This window comes from Arenimonas sp. (assembly GCF_047602345.1).
Lineage (GTDB): Bacteria > Pseudomonadota > Gammaproteobacteria > Xanthomonadales > Xanthomonadaceae > Arenimonas.
The window spans coordinates 1-18,472 of sequence record NZ_JASGHN010000009.1; the positions used below are offsets into that span (position 1 = coordinate 1).

20 protein-coding genes are annotated in these 18,472 nt (G+C 66.0%); 13 read left to right on the top strand and 7 right to left on the bottom strand.

From position 1 onward, the window contains the following. Positions 1–361 precede the first annotated feature (361 nt). Entirely contained in the window at positions 362–832 is a 471-nt protein-coding gene (locus tag QM707_RS12220; protein ID WP_415002156.1) for a DUF192 domain-containing protein, read from the top strand. Positions 833–863: 31 nt separating this feature from the next. Further along, entirely contained in the window at positions 864–1,706 is an 843-nt protein-coding gene (locus tag QM707_RS12225; protein ID WP_415002157.1) for a SirB1 family protein, read from the top strand. 13 nt (positions 1,707–1,719) lie between these two features. Here the strand turns inward: QM707_RS12225 and QM707_RS12230 are convergent, their stop codons facing one another. Continuing rightward, complete coding sequence (locus tag QM707_RS12230; protein WP_415002158.1) at positions 1,720–1,902, bottom strand: rubredoxin; 183 nt, start codon at positions 1,900–1,902, stop codon at positions 1,720–1,722. Positions 1,903–1,973: 71 nt separating this feature from the next. On the opposite strand from QM707_RS12230, the gene thiE reads away from it, so the two are divergent. From thiE to QM707_RS12250, 4 genes are read left to right on the top strand one after another with little or no spacing between them, the layout of a single operon-like run. Then, complete coding sequence (gene thiE / locus QM707_RS12235; protein ID WP_415002159.1) at positions 1,974–2,612, top strand: thiamine phosphate synthase; 639 nt, start codon at positions 1,974–1,976, stop codon at positions 2,610–2,612. Next, on the top strand, positions 2,609–3,901 hold the full coding sequence (gene hemL / locus QM707_RS12240; protein WP_415002160.1) for a glutamate-1-semialdehyde 2,1-aminomutase: 1,293 nt from the start codon (positions 2,609–2,611) through the stop codon (positions 3,899–3,901). The genes thiE and hemL overlap by 4 nt, the downstream gene beginning before the upstream one ends. Further along, on the top strand, positions 3,898–4,539 hold the full coding sequence (locus QM707_RS12245) for an HAD-IA family hydrolase (RefSeq protein WP_415002161.1): 642 nt from the start codon (positions 3,898–3,900) through the stop codon (positions 4,537–4,539). The genes hemL and QM707_RS12245 overlap by 4 nt, the downstream gene beginning before the upstream one ends. Beyond that, complete coding sequence (locus tag QM707_RS12250) at positions 4,529–5,650, top strand: trans-sulfuration enzyme family protein (protein ID WP_415002162.1); 1,122 nt, start codon at positions 4,529–4,531, stop codon at positions 5,648–5,650. Before QM707_RS12245 ends, QM707_RS12250 begins: the two co-directional genes overlap by 11 nt. A 13-nt stretch (positions 5,651–5,663) precedes the next feature. Here QM707_RS12250 and QM707_RS12255 read toward each other — a convergent pair whose 3' ends face one another. Genes QM707_RS12255 through QM707_RS12275 form a run of 5 tightly spaced genes read right to left on the bottom strand, consistent with a single transcriptional unit; the run spans position 5,664 to position 9,551 of the window. Beyond that, entirely contained in the window at positions 5,664–6,083 is a 420-nt protein-coding gene (locus tag QM707_RS12255) for a VOC family protein (protein ID WP_415002163.1), read from the bottom strand. Next, positions 6,080–6,910 carry an SDR family oxidoreductase gene (locus QM707_RS12260; protein WP_415002164.1) on the bottom strand — a complete coding sequence of 277 codons (831 nt, stop codon included), beginning with the start codon at positions 6,908–6,910 and terminating at the stop codon, positions 6,080–6,082. Before QM707_RS12260 ends, QM707_RS12255 begins: the two co-directional genes overlap by 4 nt. 19 nt (positions 6,911–6,929) lie before the next feature. Then, complete coding sequence (locus QM707_RS12265; RefSeq protein WP_415002165.1) at positions 6,930–7,511, bottom strand: LON peptidase substrate-binding domain-containing protein; 582 nt, start codon at positions 7,509–7,511, stop codon at positions 6,930–6,932. A gap of 45 nt (positions 7,512–7,556) precedes the next feature. After that, positions 7,557–8,915 carry a UDP-N-acetylmuramate:L-alanyl-gamma-D-glutamyl-meso-diaminopimelate ligase gene (gene mpl, locus QM707_RS12270; RefSeq protein ID WP_415002166.1) on the bottom strand — a complete coding sequence of 453 codons (1,359 nt, stop codon included), beginning with the start codon at positions 8,913–8,915 and terminating at the stop codon, positions 7,557–7,559. A gap of 57 nt (positions 8,916–8,972) precedes the next feature. Further along, a complete protein-coding gene (locus QM707_RS12275) occupies positions 8,973–9,551 on the bottom strand; it encodes an adenylate kinase (protein WP_415002167.1) in 579 nt (192 codons plus the stop codon). A 186-nt stretch (positions 9,552–9,737) separates the two neighbouring features. On the opposite strand from QM707_RS12275, the gene QM707_RS12280 reads away from it, so the two are divergent. From QM707_RS12280 to QM707_RS12305, 6 genes are all read left to right on the top strand, one after another. Then, positions 9,738–10,994, top strand: coding sequence for a 6-phosphofructokinase (locus tag QM707_RS12280; protein WP_415002168.1), 1,257 nt, complete (start codon positions 9,738–9,740; stop codon positions 10,992–10,994). A 92-nt stretch (positions 10,995–11,086) separates the two neighbouring features. Beyond that, on the top strand, positions 11,087–12,151 hold the full coding sequence (locus QM707_RS12285) for a DUF3617 domain-containing protein (protein WP_415002169.1): 1,065 nt from the start codon (positions 11,087–11,089) through the stop codon (positions 12,149–12,151). A gap of 4 nt (positions 12,152–12,155) precedes the next feature. Continuing rightward, on the top strand, positions 12,156–12,971 hold the full coding sequence (locus QM707_RS12290; RefSeq protein ID WP_415002170.1) for a D-alanyl-D-alanine carboxypeptidase family protein: 816 nt from the start codon (positions 12,156–12,158) through the stop codon (positions 12,969–12,971). Then, the gene (locus tag QM707_RS12295) at positions 12,968–14,362 is read left to right on the top strand and encodes a tetratricopeptide repeat protein (protein WP_415002171.1); all 1,395 of its coding nucleotides are present in this window, start codon (positions 12,968–12,970) and stop codon (positions 14,360–14,362) included. The genes QM707_RS12290 and QM707_RS12295 overlap by 4 nt, the downstream gene beginning before the upstream one ends. Positions 14,363–14,372: 10 nt before the next feature. Then, positions 14,373–15,098, top strand: a complete 726-nt coding sequence (locus tag QM707_RS12300; RefSeq protein ID WP_415002172.1) for a DUF4410 domain-containing protein — start codon at positions 14,373–14,375, stop codon at positions 15,096–15,098. Between the two features lie 160 nt (positions 15,099–15,258). Next, complete coding sequence (locus tag QM707_RS12305) at positions 15,259–17,310, top strand: sodium-translocating pyrophosphatase (protein WP_415002173.1); 2,052 nt, start codon at positions 15,259–15,261, stop codon at positions 17,308–17,310. Between the two features lie 98 nt (positions 17,311–17,408). Here QM707_RS12305 and QM707_RS12310 read toward each other — a convergent pair whose 3' ends face one another. Continuing rightward, positions 17,409–17,771 (bottom strand): Hpt domain-containing protein, encoded by a 363-nt coding sequence (locus QM707_RS12310; RefSeq protein WP_415002174.1) that lies wholly within the window; start codon positions 17,769–17,771, stop codon positions 17,409–17,411. 149 nt (positions 17,772–17,920) lie between these two features. Here QM707_RS12310 and ppa point away from each other — a divergent pair, with 149 nt between their 5' ends. Continuing rightward, the gene (gene ppa / locus QM707_RS12315; protein ID WP_415002175.1) at positions 17,921–18,469 is read left to right on the top strand and encodes an inorganic diphosphatase; all 549 of its coding nucleotides are present in this window, start codon (positions 17,921–17,923) and stop codon (positions 18,467–18,469) included. The last annotated feature ends 3 nt before the right edge of the window (positions 18,470–18,472 follow it).

The window sequence follows — 18,472 nt, forward strand, 5'->3', positions numbered from 1 at the left end:
AAGCTTATGACAGACATCTGCAAGATTGGACTTGTCCACTCCTGCAGGCGCCCGCACAAATTTCCTGCGCACACTGTCAAAGATCAATCGCTTGGAATGCTTTCCGCATCCCGCCCCAGAGGACCTTTCGTCCGAGGGAGCCGCACATTATACGGCGCTTTTGCCGAAGGTCAACACCCCTAAACCATCAGGATCTCCACCTCCCCCGCCCATCAATACCCGCCCGGCCGAGGGACGCGAATCCTAGCCCCTCGTCCCCTAAAGAAACAGTCTTGACGGATTCGCCAGAACCGCTACTGCGCGTCTTGACAGCGACGCGCCGCATCCCGGAACGTCTGCGCTCCCTCAGGACGATGCCCGAATGCCCCGTATCCACCGCCTTCTTGCCGCCTTCGCCGCCACCCTCACCCTGGCTTCCTGCGCCACCGCCAGCAACGAGCCGTGGGTGGAATTGAAGGGACGCCGGTTCACGGTCGAAGTCGCCGACGAAGAAGGGGAGCGCGCGCGCGGACTGATGTTCCGCGACACGCTCGCCGCCGATCGCGGAATGCTTTTCATCCATGATTTCGAGGAGCCGCAGGCCTACTGGATGAAGAACACGCGCATCCCGCTCGACATCCTGTACTTCGATCGCGCCCTCAAGCTCGTCTCGGCACAGAAGCGCGTACCCGCCTGCTCGGCAGGTGATCGCTGCCCGCCCTTCCCCAGCGAAGGTCCTGCGCTCTACGTGCTCGAGATCAACGCCGGTCTCGCCGAAACGCTGGGCGTAAAACCCGGGGATGAATTGCGCCTCGACCCGAGCCTGAAGAAGGCCCCGGCCAAGAGCCCTTGATTCGCCGGCGCGGCAAGCCCACATTAGGCGCATGCCCCGCTACGCACTCCCGGACTGGAACAGCCTCGCGAGCTGCAGCGACGACGACCTGCCCCTGCTCGATGTCGCGCTACTGATCGCTCGCGACGAATACCCGCAGCTCGATGCCGGCGCTTATGCCGACACGGTGCAAGGTTATGCCGATGCCCTGCGGCCCAAACTCGGGGGCGACATCGACCTGCCGGCTCGCCTAACCGCCATCAACCATTTCCTGTTCGAGGAACAGGGATTCAAGGGCAACGCCTCGCAGTACGACGATCCGCGCAACAGCTATTTGAACGAGGTGTTCGATCGCAAGCTCGGCATTCCGATCTCGCTCGCGGTCGTGCAGATCGAAGTCACGCGCCGCCTCGGCCTGCCGCTCGACGGCATTTCGTTCCCGGGCCATTTTCTCGTCCGCCTGCCGGTGGACGACGGCATCCTGGTGATGGATCCCTACAACAAGGGACGACCGGTCAGCGCCCAAGAGCTGAAGGAACGCGCGTCGCCGCATCTGGGCGGCCGCATGATCGACGACCATCAGCTCGGCGATATCCTGGCACCCGCGACGCACCGCACGATCCTCGCGCGCATGCTGCGCAACCTGATCGGCCTGTATACGCATCGCAAGGACTGGGATCGCGTCGCCCGCACCGCCGATCGCATCCTCAAGCTCACGCCCGACCAGGCCGACGCGCTACGCGATCGCGGGATGGCGTATCGGGAGCTAGGTTACGCGCCCGGCGCCCGTGCCGACCTGGCGCGCTACCTGCACTTGCTGCCCGAGGCGGACGACGCCGAAGCGGTGCATACGGCCCTGGTGGAAGTCAGCGGCTCGCGTTCGAGCATCAACTGAAGCGATTCCCGCCTCAGGCTTCGATCATCTCGAAATCGGCCTTGGTCACGCCGCAGTCCGGGCACACCCAATCGTCCGGGATCTCGTCCCAGCGCGTTCCCGGCTCGATACCCTCTTCCGGCAAACCGTCGGCTTCGTTGTAGATGAAACCGCAGACCACGCACATCCAGCTGCGGTAAGCCGTCGAATCGTTCATTGCCTCGGCGCCAAGGGGGAGCGGAGCTATCATTGTCGCATCTTGCCGCGACCGCGACACGCCTTCGAACCATGCCTCCTCGCATCGCCTGGCCGCGCCGCGGCCTCTACCTGCTGACGCCCGACGAGACCGACACCGTGCGGCTGCTGGCACGCACTCGCCCCCTGCTCGACGCCGGCGTGGCGATGCTGCAATACCGGAACAAGCTCGCCGACAACGCGCTTCGACGCGAACAGGCCGCGGCATTGGCCGAAGCCTGCCGCGCATCCCGCACGCCGCTCATCATCAACGACGACTGGAGACTGGCGCTCGAGGTGGACGCCGATGGGGCGCACCTGGGCGAACAGGACGGCGGACTGGCGGAAGCCCGACAAGCGCTCGGTCCGCAGCGAATACTGGGCGCGTCCTGCTACGACCAGTCTGAGCTCGCCGTCCGCGCCGCGAATGCCGGCGTCGACTACATCGCTTTCGGCGCATTCTTCGCCTCCGGCACCAAGCCGCTGGCGCGACGCGCGACGCCGTCGCTGTTACGCGATGCTGCGAGACTGGGCCTGCCCCGGGTGGCGATCGGCGGCATTACTCCGGACAATGCGCCTTCCCTGATCGCCGCAGGCGCCGATCTCGTCGCCGCGATCGTCGCCGTATACGACGCCCACGATCCTGTCGCCACCGTGCGCGCATTCCGCCAATGCTTCGAGCCAAATGCATGAACCACCAGAACAGCCATGATCTTTTCGCCCGCGCCCAGGACCTGATGCCGGGCGGCGTCAACTCGCCCGTGCGCGCTTTCAAATCCGTGGGCGGCGAACCGTTCTTCGCTGCGCGCGCGGAAAGCGCTTACCTGATCGATGTCGACGGCAATCGCTACGTCGACTACGTCGGAAGCTGGGGGCCGATGGTCGCCGGGCATGCGCATCCGCAAGTGCTCGCTGCGGTCGAACGCACGATGCGCGACGGCCTGAGCTTCGGCGTGCCGAATGCGTTGGAAGTAACTATGGCCGAAACCATTTCGCGTCTCGTGCCGAGTTGCGAAATGGTGCGCATGGTGAACTCGGGTACCGAGGCGACGCTGTCGGCGATCCGCTTGGCACGCGGCGCCACCGGTCGTTCGCGCATCGTCAAGTTCGAGGGTTGCTATCACGGCCATGGCGACTCGTTCCTGGTGAAGGCGGGCTCGGGCATGCTCACGCTGGGCGTGCCGAATTCGCCCGGCGTACCGAAAGCGTTGGCCGATCTCACCCTGACCCTGCCTTACAACGACTTCGATGCGGCGACACGACTGTTCGCCGAACTGGGCGCCGACATCGCCGGGGTGATCGTCGAACCCATCGTCGGCAACGCCAACTGCATCCTGCCGCGCGAAGGCTACCTGCAGCATCTGCGCGCCCTGTGCACCGAGCATGGCGCCCTGCTTATCTTCGACGAGGTGATGACCGGTTTCCGCGTCGCGCTCGGCGGGGCGCAGCAGCGTTACGGCGTCGTGCCCGACCTCAGCACGTTCGGCAAGATCATCGGCGGCGGCATGCCGGTCGGCGCCTACGGCGGGCGGCGCGATCTGATGCGCAACATCGCGCCGAGCGGACCGGTCTACCAGGCCGGCACCTTGAGCGGCAATCCGGTGGCGATGGCAGCCGGGCTGGCGACGCTGGATCTGATACAGGCGCCGGGATTCCACGCCGCGCTCGAACGCCGCACGCACCAGCTCTGCGACGGACTGGAAGCGGCGGCCCGCGATGCGGACGTGCCGTTCACCACCACGCGCAGCTGCGCGATGTTCGGTCTGTACTTCACCGACCAGCATGTCGAAACCTACGAGCAGGCGATCGCCTGCGACACCAAGGCTTTCAACCGCTTCTTCCACGGCATGCTGAAACGAGGCGTTTACCTGGCGCCTTCGGCTTTCGAAGCCGGCTTCGTGTCGTCCGCGCACGGCGACGTCGAGATCGCACACACGCTTGCAGCGGCCGCCGACGCATTCCACGAAGCACGCGCAGGATGAACATGCTTCCCCGGCCGAAGCTGCTCCTGCTGGATCTGGACGACGTGCTGGTCGAATACAGCCATGCCATCCGCTGCCGCGTCCTTGCCCAGGCCTCCGGCGCCAGCGAAGAGCAGGTGCATCGCGCCGTGTTCGCCAGCGGGCTGGAAGCGCGCTCCGATCGCGGCGAGTTCGACCTCGATGCCTACCTCGACCTGTTGCGCAGCGAATGGGGCCTGGATATCCCAGCTTCTGAGTTCCTGTCGGCACGGCGACAATCGACGCGCGCGCGTCCCGGCATGCTGGCCTTGTGCGAGGCCCTGTCGTCGCAAGCGCAGCTCGCGGTATTCACGAACAACGGCCAATGGCTGCACCAGCACATCGATCGCGTGCTCCCCGAGCTGTCTCCGTTGTTCCGGCATCGTTTCGTGACCTCGGCCAGCCTGCGCCTGTCCAAGCCCGATCCGCAGGCCTTCGCGGCCTGCCTGGAGCGCCTGGGATACGCATCGCATTCGACCTTGTTCGTTGACGACAAGCGCGCGAACGTCGATGGCGCCAAGCAAGCGGGCATCGATGCCTTCGTATTCGAAGACGAGGCACAATTCGCCGGCGAACTCGTCGGCCGCGGTTTCGTACTGGGAGAACTGCATGCGTTTTGAAACCCTGGCCATTCATGCCGGCGGCGACCCGGACAAGGAAACCGGCGCGTTGTCGCCGCCCATCCACCTGGCGACGACCTTCGAACACGGTCCTGCGGGAGAACGCCGCGCCGGCTACGAGTACCTACGCGAAGGCAACCCAACGCAGGATCGCCTCGAGCAGATGCTGGCGAGCCTTGAGGGCGGCGAAAGAGCCTTGGCTTTCGCCTCAGGCCAGGGCGCGATGATCGCCGCATTGCAGTCCTTGCCTACCGATTCGGAGGTCCTGGTGCCCGACGACTGCTACACGGGTCTGCGTGTGCTCTGCAGCGAATTCCTGCCGGAGAAGAAGATCGTCGCGCGGACCGTCGACATGGGCGATCTGGCGTTGGTTGCCTCCGCCTGCAGCGAACGCACCGGAATGATATGGGCCGAAACCCCGTCCAATCCGCGCCTGAAGGTCGCCGATATCGCCGGGCTCGCCGCCATCGCGCACGAGCGCGGCGCTTTGCTCGCCTGCGACAACACGTTCGCCACGCCGGCGCTTCAGCAGCCCCTGGCGCTCGGCGCGGATATCGTCATGCATTCGACGACGAAGTACTTCGGCGGCCACAGCGATGCCCTGGGCGGTGCGTTGGTGTTCGCGAAGAACGACGACCTCTTCGCGACCGTAGCGCATCGGCGCCATATCACCGGTGCGATCCTGTCGCCCTTCAATGCTTGGCTCATCCTGCGCGGCGCTCGCTCCCTGCCGGCGCGCATGGCCTGGCATTGCCGGAACGCACGCGACATCGCCGCATTCCTGTCGGGACACGAGGCCATCGAGACGGTGAACTATCCGGGTCTGGCGCAACACCCGGGCCATGCGATCGCCGCGAAGCAGATGCGCGATTTCGGCGGCATGATGAGCTTGCAGGTCGCCGGCGGCCGCGAAGCGGCATTGCGCGTCGCCGGAAAGCTGCGTTTGATCCGCAACGCGACTTCGCTCGGCGGCTGCGAGACATTGATCGAACATCGCGCCTCGGTAGAAGGCGCGAATCCGGTTTCGCCGCCGAACCTGTTGCGTCTGTCGGTCGGACTGGAACACGTCGCCGATCTGATCGAGGACCTTCGCCAGGCCCTGGCCGGCTGAAGCGCGACGGCTCCTACCAGTTGCCGGTATTCGGCATGGACACCCACGGCTCCTGTGGCGGCAGGGCTCCGCCCTTCTGCAGCAGCTCGATCGAAATGCCGTCCGGCGAACGCACGAAGGCCATGTGGCCATCGCGCGGCGGTCGGCTGATCACGATGCCTTTCGATTGCATCCGCCGGCACAAGGCATAGATATCGTCCACCGCGAAAGCGAGGTGCCCGAAGTTGCGGGCGCCGCCATAGTCTTCGTCGTCGTAGTTGTAGGTGAGCTCGATTTCGATCTCCGGATTCTCCGGCGCCGACAGGTAGACCAGGGTGAAGCGGCCTTGCGGATAGTCCTTGCGCCGCGTCTCGACCAGACCGAGCGCATCGCGATAGAAAGCCATGGATGCGTCGAGGTCGCGAACACGGACCATCGCATGCAGATACTTCATGGCAGCGCCTCGTCGAGGAAGAGGTCGGGCAACAACTCCTCATCGGGATCGACCGCGTACTGTCCGAAGAGGTGTACGCCGGCCGCGCTCAGCACCTGGTCGTCGATCAGGAACTGGCCGGTACGTTCGCGCGACGGCGCCGTCAGGATCACGTGCGCGGCATCGGCGAGGATCTCGGGCGTGCGACAACGCGAAACCTCGACGCCGGGAATCATCTTCAATGCGTCGGTGGCGATCACCGTGCGCGGCCACAGGGCGTTGACGGCGATGCCGCGATCGCGGAATTCGGCCGCCAGGCCGAGCGTGACGAAACTCATGCCCATCTTCGCCAGCGTGTAACCGGTATGCGGCGCCCACCACGCAGGGTTGAGGTTGGGCGGCGGCGCCAGCGTCAGGATGTGCGGGTTGTCGGCCTTGAGCAAATGCGGCAGGCAGGCCTGCGAACACAGGAAAGTGCCGCGGGCGTTGACCTGGTTCATCAGGTCGAAGCGTTTCATCGGCGTTTCCAGCGTGCCCTGCAACCAGATGGCGCTGGCGTTGTTGACCAGGATATCGATGCCGCCGAAGCGCTCGACGGCCTGCGCGACGGCCGCGCGAACCTGATCCTCCTCGCGGATATCGCAACGCACGGCCAATGCCTGGCCGCCCTCCTGCTCGACCGCCTCGGCGGCGCTGTGGATCGTGCCCGGCAGCTTGGGGTTGGCGACGCTGGACTTCGCGGCGATGACGATGTTGGCGCCGTCGCGCGCGGCGCGCAGCGCGATCGCCAGGCCGATGCCGCGCGATGCGCCGGTGATGAACAGGGTTTTTCCACGCAAGTCGCTCATTGGTTCTTCCTGCAGCTGTTCAGTCGGATTGGAATTCGGGCAGGCGATCGACTATCTGCTGCAGACGACGATGCGGATCGTTCTCCTGCAGGAGGCGCTGGCGATCGTGCACCGCGATCGGCAACCATTCGGCCAGACGCCAACCGACCCATTCGGCATCCTCCAGCCCGCACTTGTCGTAGGCTTCGTCGGCCTTGTCCAGGATGCGCGCAAGCAAGGTCGCGAGCAGCTGGTGTTCGGGACGGATGCGCAGGCGCGTGGACTCGGGCAACCATGCGACATCGGCCACGATCAAGCCGTTGTCGCGAACCTTGGTCCGTTCGACGTGGAAACGCCGTTCGCCGCGAACGACGATCCCCAGCAAGCCTTCTTTCGTGGTCGAGAAGTCGATCACCCGGGCTTCGCAGCCCAGGGCGACGGGAACCGCCGGCGCGCCGACCTCGCTGCCTTCGAGGATAAGGCAAACGCCGAAGCCGCTACCGCTGCGCGTGCAGTCGCGAATCAGGTCGAGATAACGCGGTTCGAAAATACGCAGCGACAATCGGCCGCCGGGGAAGAGCACGGTGCCGAGGGGAAACAGCGGCAGTTGGTTCGGTTGCACGCAGCCACTATAGCCGGAAGCGCCGTAGCCTTGGGCCCGTCCGCTTCAGCCCTGCAATGCGGCCAGAGCGCGACGCGGTGCGCCCTCGAATCCGCCGTTCGACATGAAGACCAGATGGTCGCCGGACCGGCACAGACACTGCAGCTTGTCGATCAGCGCATCGACGCTGACCACGGCCTCGCCCTGGCCGCGCAAGGCGCCGACGACCTTGCCGGCGTCCCAAGGCAACTCCGGTCGCTGCAGGAACACCACGACATCGGCCTGATCGAGCGAAGGCGCGATCTCGTCGGCATGCGCGCCGAGGCGCATCGAATTGCTGCGCGGTTCCATCGCCACGACAATGCGCGCCTCGCCAACGCGCGCGCGCAGACCCGCCAGGGTCGTGCGGATGGCGGTGGGGTGATGGGCGAAGTCGTCGTAGACATGTACGCCGCCGGCCTGCCCCAGCAGTTCCAGCCGGCGTTTGACGCTGACGAAGTCAACCAAGCTTGGAATCACCCGTGCGACATCGACGCCCGCGGCATGCGCCGCTGCAAGCGCGGCGAGTGCGTTCATCGTGTTGTGCCGCCCCAGCAGGGACCACCGCACCGTACCGAGCGGCTCACCGCGATGCAGGACGTCGAACTCGGAACCATCTTCGCGATGCAATCGCGCCGTCCATTCGAATTCGCCATCGAGCCCGAACCGTTCCACCGGCGTCCAGCACCCCATCGCCAACACCTCGGCCAAGGCCGCGTCTTCGCCGTTGACGATCAAGCGCCCGTCGCCAGGGACGATGCGCACGAGGTGATGGAACTGGCGCTGGATCGCGGCAAGATCGGGAAAAATATCCGCGTGGTCGTATTCCAGGTTGTTTAGGATCGCCACGCGTGGCCGGTAGTGCACGAACTTCGAACGTTTGTCGAAGAAGGCCGTGTCGTACTCATCCGCTTCGACGACGAAGTCGCGCCCCTTGCCGAGCCGGGCCGACACGCCGAAATTTTCCGGCACGCCGCCGACGAGGAAACCCGGCTCGCGGCCGGCCGCTTCCAGCAGGAAGGCGAGGATGGACGTGGTCGTGGTCTTGCCGTGCGTACCGGCCACGGCGAGCGTGTCGCGCCCGGGCAAGACATTCTCGCGCAGCCACTCGGCGCCGGAGGTGTAGTTCAGGCGCGCATTCAGCACGTGCTCGACGGCGGCATTGCCGCGCGAGAGCGCGTTGCCGATCACGACCATGTCGCAGTCGGTGGCGATATGCGCCGGCGAATAACCCTGGTTCAGGCCGATGCCGAGTTGTTCGAGCTGGGTCGACATCGGCGGATAGACCGCCTGGTCCGAACCCTGCACTTCATGGCCGAGTTCGCGCGCCAACGCGGCGACGCCGCCCATGAAAGTGCCGGCGATTCCGAGGATATGCAGTTTCACCGAACCCGCCGATGCGTTGTCGAAGTGATTTCGATGCGACCGGCGCGGCGCGCCGTCTCAGCCGACATCCGCATGCGGACTGATCGCCTCGAGGATGCGATTGAACACCTCGTCGAGCGAGCCGACGCCGTCGAGATGCGCGAGCTTGCCCTGGTTGCGATAGAAATCCACCACCGGCGCGGTCTGCTCTTCATAGACCTTCAGTCGGTTGCGCACCGCTTCCGGGCTGTCGTCGGCGCGGCCTTCGGCCTTGGCGCGGCCCGCCAGCCGATCCACCAGCAAGTCCTGGTCGACATCGAGCTGAACCGCTATGTCCATCGGCTGATCGATTTTCGTCAACAGGGCATCGAGCGCATTGGCCTGCGCCAGGTTGCGCGGGTAGCCATCGAGGATGAAGCCGTTGCGTGTATCGGGCTGGGTCAAGCGTTCTTCCAGCATGCCGAGCACGATGGCATCGGACACGAGATTGCCGGCGGCCATCACGGCCTTGGCCTGCAAGCCCAGCGACGTGCCGGCCGCGACCGCGGCGCGAAGCAGTTCGCCCGTGGAGATATGCGGCACCTGCAGGTGTTCGCGCAGTCGCGTCGCTTGCGTGCCTTTGCCCGAACCGGGCGCGCCGAGTAGAACCAATCGCATGTCGCTGGAGATCCCTGCTTCGTCCGGGCGTCGCGTGCGGGCCCGGCGCAAAAAGAATGAAAGACGCACGGCACCGTCTTCACCCCGTTTGGCTATAGTGGGGCCGCAGACTCGCCGTGCGTACCGGCCCACGCTACTGGGGGTGCCTAGGCAAGTCAATCAAACCACGGCAAGAGCTTGATTCTTATGAGCAAAGGAACGCTCCTTTACGCCCAGTCCGGGGGCGTCACGGCGGTCATCAACGCCACCGCGAGCGCGGTCATCCAGGCGGCCCGGAGCCGCGGTCTGCGCGTGCTGGCCGGGCGCAACGGCATCCTCGGCGTTCTGCGCGAGGAACTGGTGGATACCGGGCGACTGTCGACCGACGAGGTCAGGGCGCTTTCGCATACGCCCGGCGGCGCCTTCGGCTCCTGCCGCGTCAAACTCAAGTCTCTCGAAGCGGATCGGGCCAAGTACGAACGCCTGCTCGACGTTTTCCGCGCCCATGACGTGCGCTGGTTCCTCTACAACGGCGGCAACGATTCGGCCGACACCGCGCTGAAGCTTTCGCGCCTGGCCGAGGCCAGCGGCTATCCGCTGACCTGCATCGGCGTGCCGAAGACCGTCGACAACGATCTCGTGCTGACCGATTGCTGCCCGGGCTTCGGGTCGGCCGCCAAGTACACAGCGGTATCGGTGGCGGAAGCCGCGCTGGATGTCGCCGCCATGGCCGACACCTCCACCAAGGTCTTCGTTTATGAAGTCATGGGCCGTCATGCCGGGTGGCTGGCCGCTGCGGCGGGGTTGGCTGGCAGAACGGCGAAGGACGCGCCGCATATCGTGCTGTTCCCCGAGGTGCCGTTCGACGAGGCGCTTTTCCTCGAACGCGTGAAAGCGATCGTCGCCGATGTCGGGCATTGCGTGGTCGTCGTCTCGGAAGGCCTGCGCCGCCCGGACGGCAAGTTTCTCGCCGAAAGCGAAGGCAGCGTCGACGCCTTCGGCCACTCGCAGCTCGGCGGCGTCGGTCCGCTGATCGCGGCAACGGTGAAAGATCGGCTCGGGCTGAAAGTTCACTGGACCGTGCCGGACTACCTGCAGCGCTCGGCCAGGCACCTGGCCTCGAAAACCGATCTCGCGCATGCGCAGGCGGTGGGCAAGGCCGCGGTGCAATACGCGCTCAAGGGCATGAATGGCGTGATGCCGATCATCCGCCGGATTTCCTCGCAGCCCTATCGCTGGGACATCGCGCCGGCGGCGCTGGAAGAGATCGCGAACCGCGAGAAGAAGATGCCGTCGAACTTCATCCGCGCCGATGGTTACGGCATCACTCCCGCCTGCCGCCGCTACCTGCAGCCCTTGATCCAGGGCGAAGCACCGACACCCTTCGACAAGAATGGCCTGCCGGAACACGCGCGGCCGAAACTGCGATTGGTGAAACGGCGGCTGCCGGCCTGGAAAGATTGAGCATCATCGCTGTCCTGTCGGACGACAGGACCACGTTTTCGCTGTGAACATGCCGGGCTGAACAGCTGCCCCCAAGAACTCCGGAGTAACCCATGTCCCCCACGCCGTCGCGAAAGCCCTCCTCCCGCAAGCACGTCGCAATCGTGCTGGTCGCCCTCGGCGCCAGCCTGCTTGCGCTCGGCGCGTCCTCGCAGGCCGGCAGCGGCTCGCGTTTCCGCGTGACCAGCAAGATGGAAATGGCCGGTTTCAGCATGCCGGGCCAGACGCATGAGGTCTGCGGCCCGAAGAACGGCAATGCCCAATCCCTGGTACCGAAGCAGGACAACTGCCGCGTCGACAACTATCGCGCCAGCGGCAACAAGGTCACCTTCGACATGGTCTGCACCGGCAAGGACGCCATGACGGGTTCCGGCGAGCTGGAGATGCTCGGCGCCGATGGTTACCGCGGCAAGATGCGCGCGACCGTGGAAGGCCAGCAGATGCTGATGAGCTTCGAAGGCAAGCGCATCGGCGACTGCAACTACGCCACCGAATCGCCGAAGGCCAAGGCCGACGCGATGATCGGCAAGTCCTGCAACGAGATGCTCGCGCAACCGGGCGCCGCGCTGGTTGGCGCCGGCTCCATGTTCGTCGGTCCGGAAGCGATGTGCGCGGCGAAGAAGCCGGCGTTCTGCGCCAAGGTCACGCCGCTGGCCAGCGACCTGCAGTTCCTGCGTTCGCAGAAGCAGTTCGACGATCTCGCCGCCAAGAACGGTGCCAACACGCAAGGCCAGACCGCCTGGGACGCCTTCGCCGGCTGCGGACTGCCGCGCGCAACCGTGATCAGCAAAGCCTGCGCGAAGGCCGACGCCGGCGGCGACTACGACTTCATCGGCGACATGTGCCCGACGCTGATCGCCGGCTCCTGCAGCAAGGCCGATCCGAACCGCGCGCCGGACTTCCTGATCACGCATTGCGCTGCCCGCGCCGAGGGCATCGCCAGGCAGCACTGCACCACGCGCTCGTTCACCGGCCATGTCGAGGGTCCGTACGGCGCGTTCTGCAACCGCTATGCCGCGCGACGCCTGAACCAACGCAACGAGGGCCAGCCGTCGCAGCAGCCACCGGCGAAAAAGCCGTCGCTGCGCGATCGCCTGCGCGGCGTGATCGGCGGCTGATCGCATGCGGGCCCTGGCGCTCGCATCGCTGCTGTTCTTCTCCGCACCGCCGCCGGCAGCGGCGGTTGCGCCGCCTCGGGACGCGTATCCCGACGTCGCACGAGCCTACTGGGTCGAACTCGACGGCAAGCCCTTATGGGCAGGCCAGCCCGACAAGCGTTTGCCGATGGCCAGCCTCGCCAAGCTGATGACGGCGCTGCTGATCGCCGAAAACGCCGATCTCGCGGCCAAGGTGACGATCAGTCGCGGCGCGCAGCAGGAAACCGGTTCGCGCCTGGGCCTGCGCAGCGGCGACACGGCGCGCGCCGGCGACCTGCTGACCGCGACCCTGGTGCGCTCGGCCAACGACGCCTGCCGTGCACTGGCCGATTGGCGCGGTGGAGACCAGCCGCGCTTCGTCGCGATGATGAACGCGCGCGCGGCCAAACTCGGCCTGCGCAATACGCATTTCGCCGATGCCTGCGGGCACGACGCACCGACGCAGTACAGCAGCGTGCGCGACCTGGCTTTGCTCGCGCGTGCCGCGATGAAGCAACGCGCCATCGTCGACGCGGCCCGCCTGCCTTCATTCCGTTTCCGCAGCGGCGCCGGGCGCGAGTACCGGATGAACAATACCAACGCCTTGATCGGCCGCTACGAAGGCGCGCGCGGCCTGAAGACCGGCTACACCCCCGGGGCCGGGCGCTGCCTGATTGCATTGGCCGATCGCGAAGGACACGAGGTGCTGGCCGTGCTGCTGCACGCGCCGGAGCGCTGGTGGGATTCGATCGGCCTATTGGAGCTCGCCTTCGACGAAGCGAAACGGCGCTCTCGCCGATGAATTCGCCGACAGCAGGCGACGCCGCACGCCGTTTCGTCTGGCTGCCTCATTGCCTGCTGTTGCTCGCGATCGCCGCGACCTGGTTGAACGCACTGCAGACGCCGTTCCAGTTCGACGACTGGTGGGCCGTGCAGGGAAATCCGTCCGTCGCCAACCTCGTTGCCTGGTGGGATGCCCTGCCCGGCATTCGCCCGCTGCTGAAGCTCAGTTATGCGTTGAACTCGATGCTTTCGCCCCATGCCTGGGGATTCCATCTGTTCAACCTGCTCGTGCACGCGATCAATGCACTGCTGTTGCATGCGCTGGCACGACGATGGCTCGCAGCGCTGGCGCCTGGCCTGACCGGTCGCGAATTCGCCGCCTTGGCGACCGCCCTGCTCTTCGCCCTGCATCCGGCGACCACCGAAGCCGTGACCTATGTCAGCGGGCGATCGGTCTCGTTGATGGCCTGCTTCGCGCTCGCCTCGTTGCTGACGCTCACGCCCGATACGACGGATCCGACCGTACGACCGCAGCCCTGGTGGTCGGCGCTCCTGTTCGCCATCGCGTTGGCCGTGCGCGAAACCGCCATCGTCATGCCGGCGGCCTGGCTGCTGTTCGCCTGGTGCGCGGGATTCCGGTTGCGAGATTCCCTTTTCGCGCTGCGCGGCCATGGCATCGTGATCGTTCTCGCACTGATCGCCGTCGCCGCGACGCCGGGCTATCACAGCTTCTTCGCCTGGAGCCTGGACACGCGCTCCTTCGAAGAGCAGCTGCTCGGCCAGGTGCAGGCGCACGCCTACCTGTTCGGCCACACGGTTCTCGGCCTGCAGACGAACATCGATCCGGACGTACGCGTGCCCGCGCAATGGACGATGCCGCTGGCACTGAAGGCACTTCTTCTGTCCACGGCCGTGGTCGTCGCGGCCTGGCAGCGCAGGCGCCGACCCTGGTTGTGCTTCGCGCTCGGCTGGTACTTCCTGCAACTGCTGCCGACGAACTCGCTGTTGCCGCGCTTCGATCTGGCGAACGATCGACATGTCTACCTGGCGCTCATTGGTCCGGTCTTCGCAGTGGCGGTCGTATTGTTCGGCGGGCGCGGACGATTCATCGCGACGCTCGGGCTGGCGGCACTGGCCCTGCTGTTCGGCACGATGACCGTACTGCGCAACCATGAGTACCGGAGCGAACTCGCCCTGTGGCAGGCCACGGTGAGCGCGTCGCCGGCCAAGGCGCGCCCCCGGGTCAACCTCGGCGTTGCCTACGAGCTGGCGGGCGACGAGGCGGGAGCGAAACGCGCCTACCTCTGCGCGCTTCATCTCGACCCCGAGAACCAGCAGGCCCGGAACAACCTCGCCGTAACGGTGTCCGGCGACATCACGCCTTCGCAACGGGATTGTTCGCCGCCCTGAATCGCCGCCATTGCCCTTCAACCCGAAGTTCGCTTACAACCATCGTCAAACACCACAGGGGAAATGCATGAACAAGCACACGCTTCACACTGCCCGCCTCGGCCTGGTGGCCGCCTGCTTCGCCGCGGCCGGCATCGCCTCGGCCCAGGAAGCGACGTCTGCGCAGCCTGCAACGACCGCCGAAGTCGCCGCTGCGCCGGCAGCGGCGACGACCGCCGAAGCGGCCCCGGAGCCGCAAGCGGCCTCGGCCGCAGCCACCGCCGCGGCGCCGGCCGTCAATCTGCCGATCGATTGCATCGAGGTCGAAACCTTTGCTGTCTCCGCCGACGAGAAGGTCGAGGGGCAGACCGACCGTGCCGCCGCGATACCACCGCGGAACCTGGAAATCATCCGCGATGCCGTGATCAGGTTCCTGCCGCGCGAAGCCAAGGGCGTGACCGCCATGGCGCCGGGCACCTGCCCGAACATCGCCAGCGCCGCGAAGCTGCGGGGCGACATCCTCGATTTCCGCAAGGGCAACATGGCGCTGCGCTATTTCGTCGGCTTCGGCGCGGGCTCGCAGAAGGTGCGCGTGCGCCTGAGCCTCGATCGCAAGAACGACGGCTCGCAATTGGTCCAGACCGAAGTCGCGGACACCAAATGGGCCGGGGTCTTCGGTGGCACCAATACCAAGGGCTTGGAGGATTTCGCGGAGAAGGCGGCGAAAGCTGCCGCGACCGCACTGAAAAAGCGCTGATTCCGGAGCCCGGCCCCGGCCGCGCACATGCGAAGCCCGGCCCTGGCCGGGCTTCGCCGTTTCAGGGTCCGCGCAGGCTGGCGCACCCCCCGGCCCTTTGCCATACTCGGGCGCCAGCGGCCTCCGGGCCGCCTTATTTTGTCTTTTTGGGGAGTCAGGGATGTTTTTCGAGCAATACGGTTTACAGCTGGCATTGGCCTGCGCGGCCATTGCCATCATCTATGGTCTGCTGACGGCGCGCTGGATCGTCGCGCAGCCCAACGGCAACGAACGCATGCAGCAGATCGCCGCTGCCGTGCAGGAAGGCGCCGGCGCCTATCTGCGCCGCCAATACACCAGCATCGCGGTGGTCGGCGTGGTCCTGTTCTTCGTCATCGGCATCGTGCTCAAGAGCTGGCCGACGGCGATCGGTTTCGCCATCGGTGCCGTGCTTTCGGGCCTCGCCGGCTTCATCGGCATGTTCGTCTCGGTGCGCGCCAACGTGCGCACCGCGCAGGCGGCCACGCAGGGCCTGAACGCGGCGCTGAATGTCAGCTTCAAGGGCGGCGCGATCACCGGCCTGCTCGTGGTCGGCCTCGGCCTGCTCGGCGTCGCCGGTTACTTCATGTTCGTGCTGCAGGGCAGTGCGGGTAGCGAAGAAGCGCTGAAATCCGCCCTGAACCCGATGATCGGCCTGGCCTTCGGCAGTTCGCTGATTTCGATCTTCGCGCGCCTCGGCGGCGGCATCTTCACCAAGGGCGCCGACGTCGGCGCCGACCTGGTGGGCAAGGTCGAAGCCGGTATCCCGGAAGACGATCCGCGCAACCCGGCCGTGATCGCCGACAACGTCGGCGACAACGTCGGCGACTGCGCCGGCATGGCCGCCGACCTGTTCGAAACCTACGCGGTCACCATCATCGCCGCGATGCTGATCGCCGGCATTGCCTACGGCACCTATGGCTGGGCCGGCGTGATCTATCCGCTGGTGCTGGGCGCGGTGTCGATCGTCGCGTCGATCATCGGCACCTTCTTCGTGAAGGTGCGCGAAGGCGGCAAGATCATGAATGCGCTGTACCGCGGCCTGGCCGTCTCCGGCGTGCTCGCTGCGGTCGCTTTCTGGTTCGTCACCAAGAGCATGTTCCCGGCGGCCGAAGGCGCGCCGGACCTGGGCATGGATCTGTTCTGGTGCGCGATGATCGGCCTCGTGCTGACCGCAGCCATGGTCGTGATCACCGAGTACTACACCGCGACCGAATACGGCCCGGTGCAGCAGGTGGCCAAGGCCTCGGAAACGGGCCACGGCACCAACGTCATCGCCGGCCTCGCGGTCTCGATGAAGTCGACGGCGGCGCCGGTGCTGGCCGTCGCGGCGGCCATCTACGCCTGCTACGAAATCGGCGACCTGTACGGCGTGGCGATCGCCGCGACGTCGATGCTGTCGATGGCCGGCATGATCGTGGCGCTCGATGCGTACGGCCCGATCACCGACAACGCCGGCGGCATCGCCGAGATGAGCCACCTCGGCCCGGAAATCCGCAAGATTACGGATGCGCTCGACGCCGTGGGCAACACCACGAAGGCCGTGACCAAGGGTTATGCGATCGGTTCGGCCGGCCTGGCCGCGCTGGTGCTGTTCGCCGACTACGCGCACAAACTGCAGGAAGCCGGCATCGTCGCCAACTTCTCGATCAACGAACCGAAGGTCGTGATCGGCCTGCTGATCGGCGGCATGATCCCCTACCTGTTCGGCGCCTTCGCGATGCAGGCTGTGGGCCGCGCCGCCGGTGCGGTGGTGGAGGAAGTGCGTCGCCAGTTCCGCGACATCAAGGGCATCATGGAAGGCACCGGCAAGCCGCAGTACGACAAGGCGGTGGACCTGCTGACCAAGGCCGCGATCAAGGAAATGATCGTGCCCTCGCTGTTGCCGCTCGCCATTCCGGTGATCGTCGGCCTGCTGCTCGGCCCGGCCGCGCTCGGCGGCCTGCTGATGGGCACGATCGTCACCGGCCTGTTCGTCGCCATCTCCATGTGCACCGGCGGCGGCGCCTGGGACAACGCCAAGAAGTACATCGAAGAAGGCCACCACGGCGGCAAGGGTTCGGAAGCGCACAAGGCCGCCGTCACCGGCGACACCGTCGGCGATCCGTACAAGGACACCGCCGGCCCGGCGATCAACCCGCTGATCAAGATCATCAACATCGTCGCGCTGTTGCTGATCCCGATGCTCGGCTGATCGATCCGCCCGCTGCAAACGCAAGAAGCCCCGCGAAAGCGGGGCTTCTTCTTTCCGGCGACGATCGCCGGTATTCGCGCGAAGGAACGGCTAGCGGATCAAAGCGAATCCACCACGCTGAGCAAGGCCACGACCGCGTTGCGCGACTCGACGCGCAGGGCCGCCAGCGCCGCTTCCGATGTGGGTTCGCCGTATCGCGCCACGTCGAGGTGCTCGATGACCTGGCTGGTTTCGATCATGCCGGTCAGGCCCAGGGCCAACGCGCCGGAGCGCAGGAAGTGCGCCGCCTGCCGCACCTGTTCGCCGTCGCGATCGCGATAGCCCTCTTCGACCCGTTGCATCTGCACCGGCGCATCGGCGATGAACAGCCGCACCAGTTCGATCATGGCGCCGGGACGGTCCTGGTCGAGCGAGCGCAGCAGCTCTAGGGCCTTCGGGTCGATGACAGGGTCGGTGCTCATGGCGCGGGGGTCCGGGGAGGTTGGCCTACTGTAACCCGCTTCACGCGTCCCGGCGATCCTGCCGAGCCGGGCAAGAGCCGCCCGCCCGAGTGTTCGCTCCAGCGGCTTGGGCTATCATTCGCGCCCTTTTCCGCAGTACGGGAACCGCCATGGCCCTCGATCTCGTCCCCACCGGCCGCGATGTGCCGAACGACTTCAACGTGATCATCGAGATCCCGATGAACGCCGAACCGGTGAAGTACGAAGTGGACAAGGCCAGCGGCGCGATCTTCGTCGATCGCGTGCTGACCACGCCGATGCGCTACCCGTGCAACTACGGCTACATCCCGCACACGCTGTCGGGCGACGGCGACCCGGCGGACGTGCTGGTGATCATGCCGCTGCCGCTGATCCCGGGTTCGGTGATCCGCTGCCGCACCGTCGGCATGCTGAAGATGACCGACGAAGCCGGCGAGGACACCAAGCTCATCGCCGTGCCGGTCAGCAAGATCTTTCCGGCCTACGATTCCGTGCAGTCGGTGGACGATCTGCCGGACCTGACCAAGGAACGCATCGCGCACTTCTTCGAGCACTACAAGGATCTCGAAAAGGGCAAGTGGGTGAAGGTCGAAGGCTGGGCAGGCGCCGACGAGGCGAAGAAGGAAATCCTCGTCTCGGTCGAACGCTACAACGCGCTGCCGGAAAAACCCAACTTCTGAAGC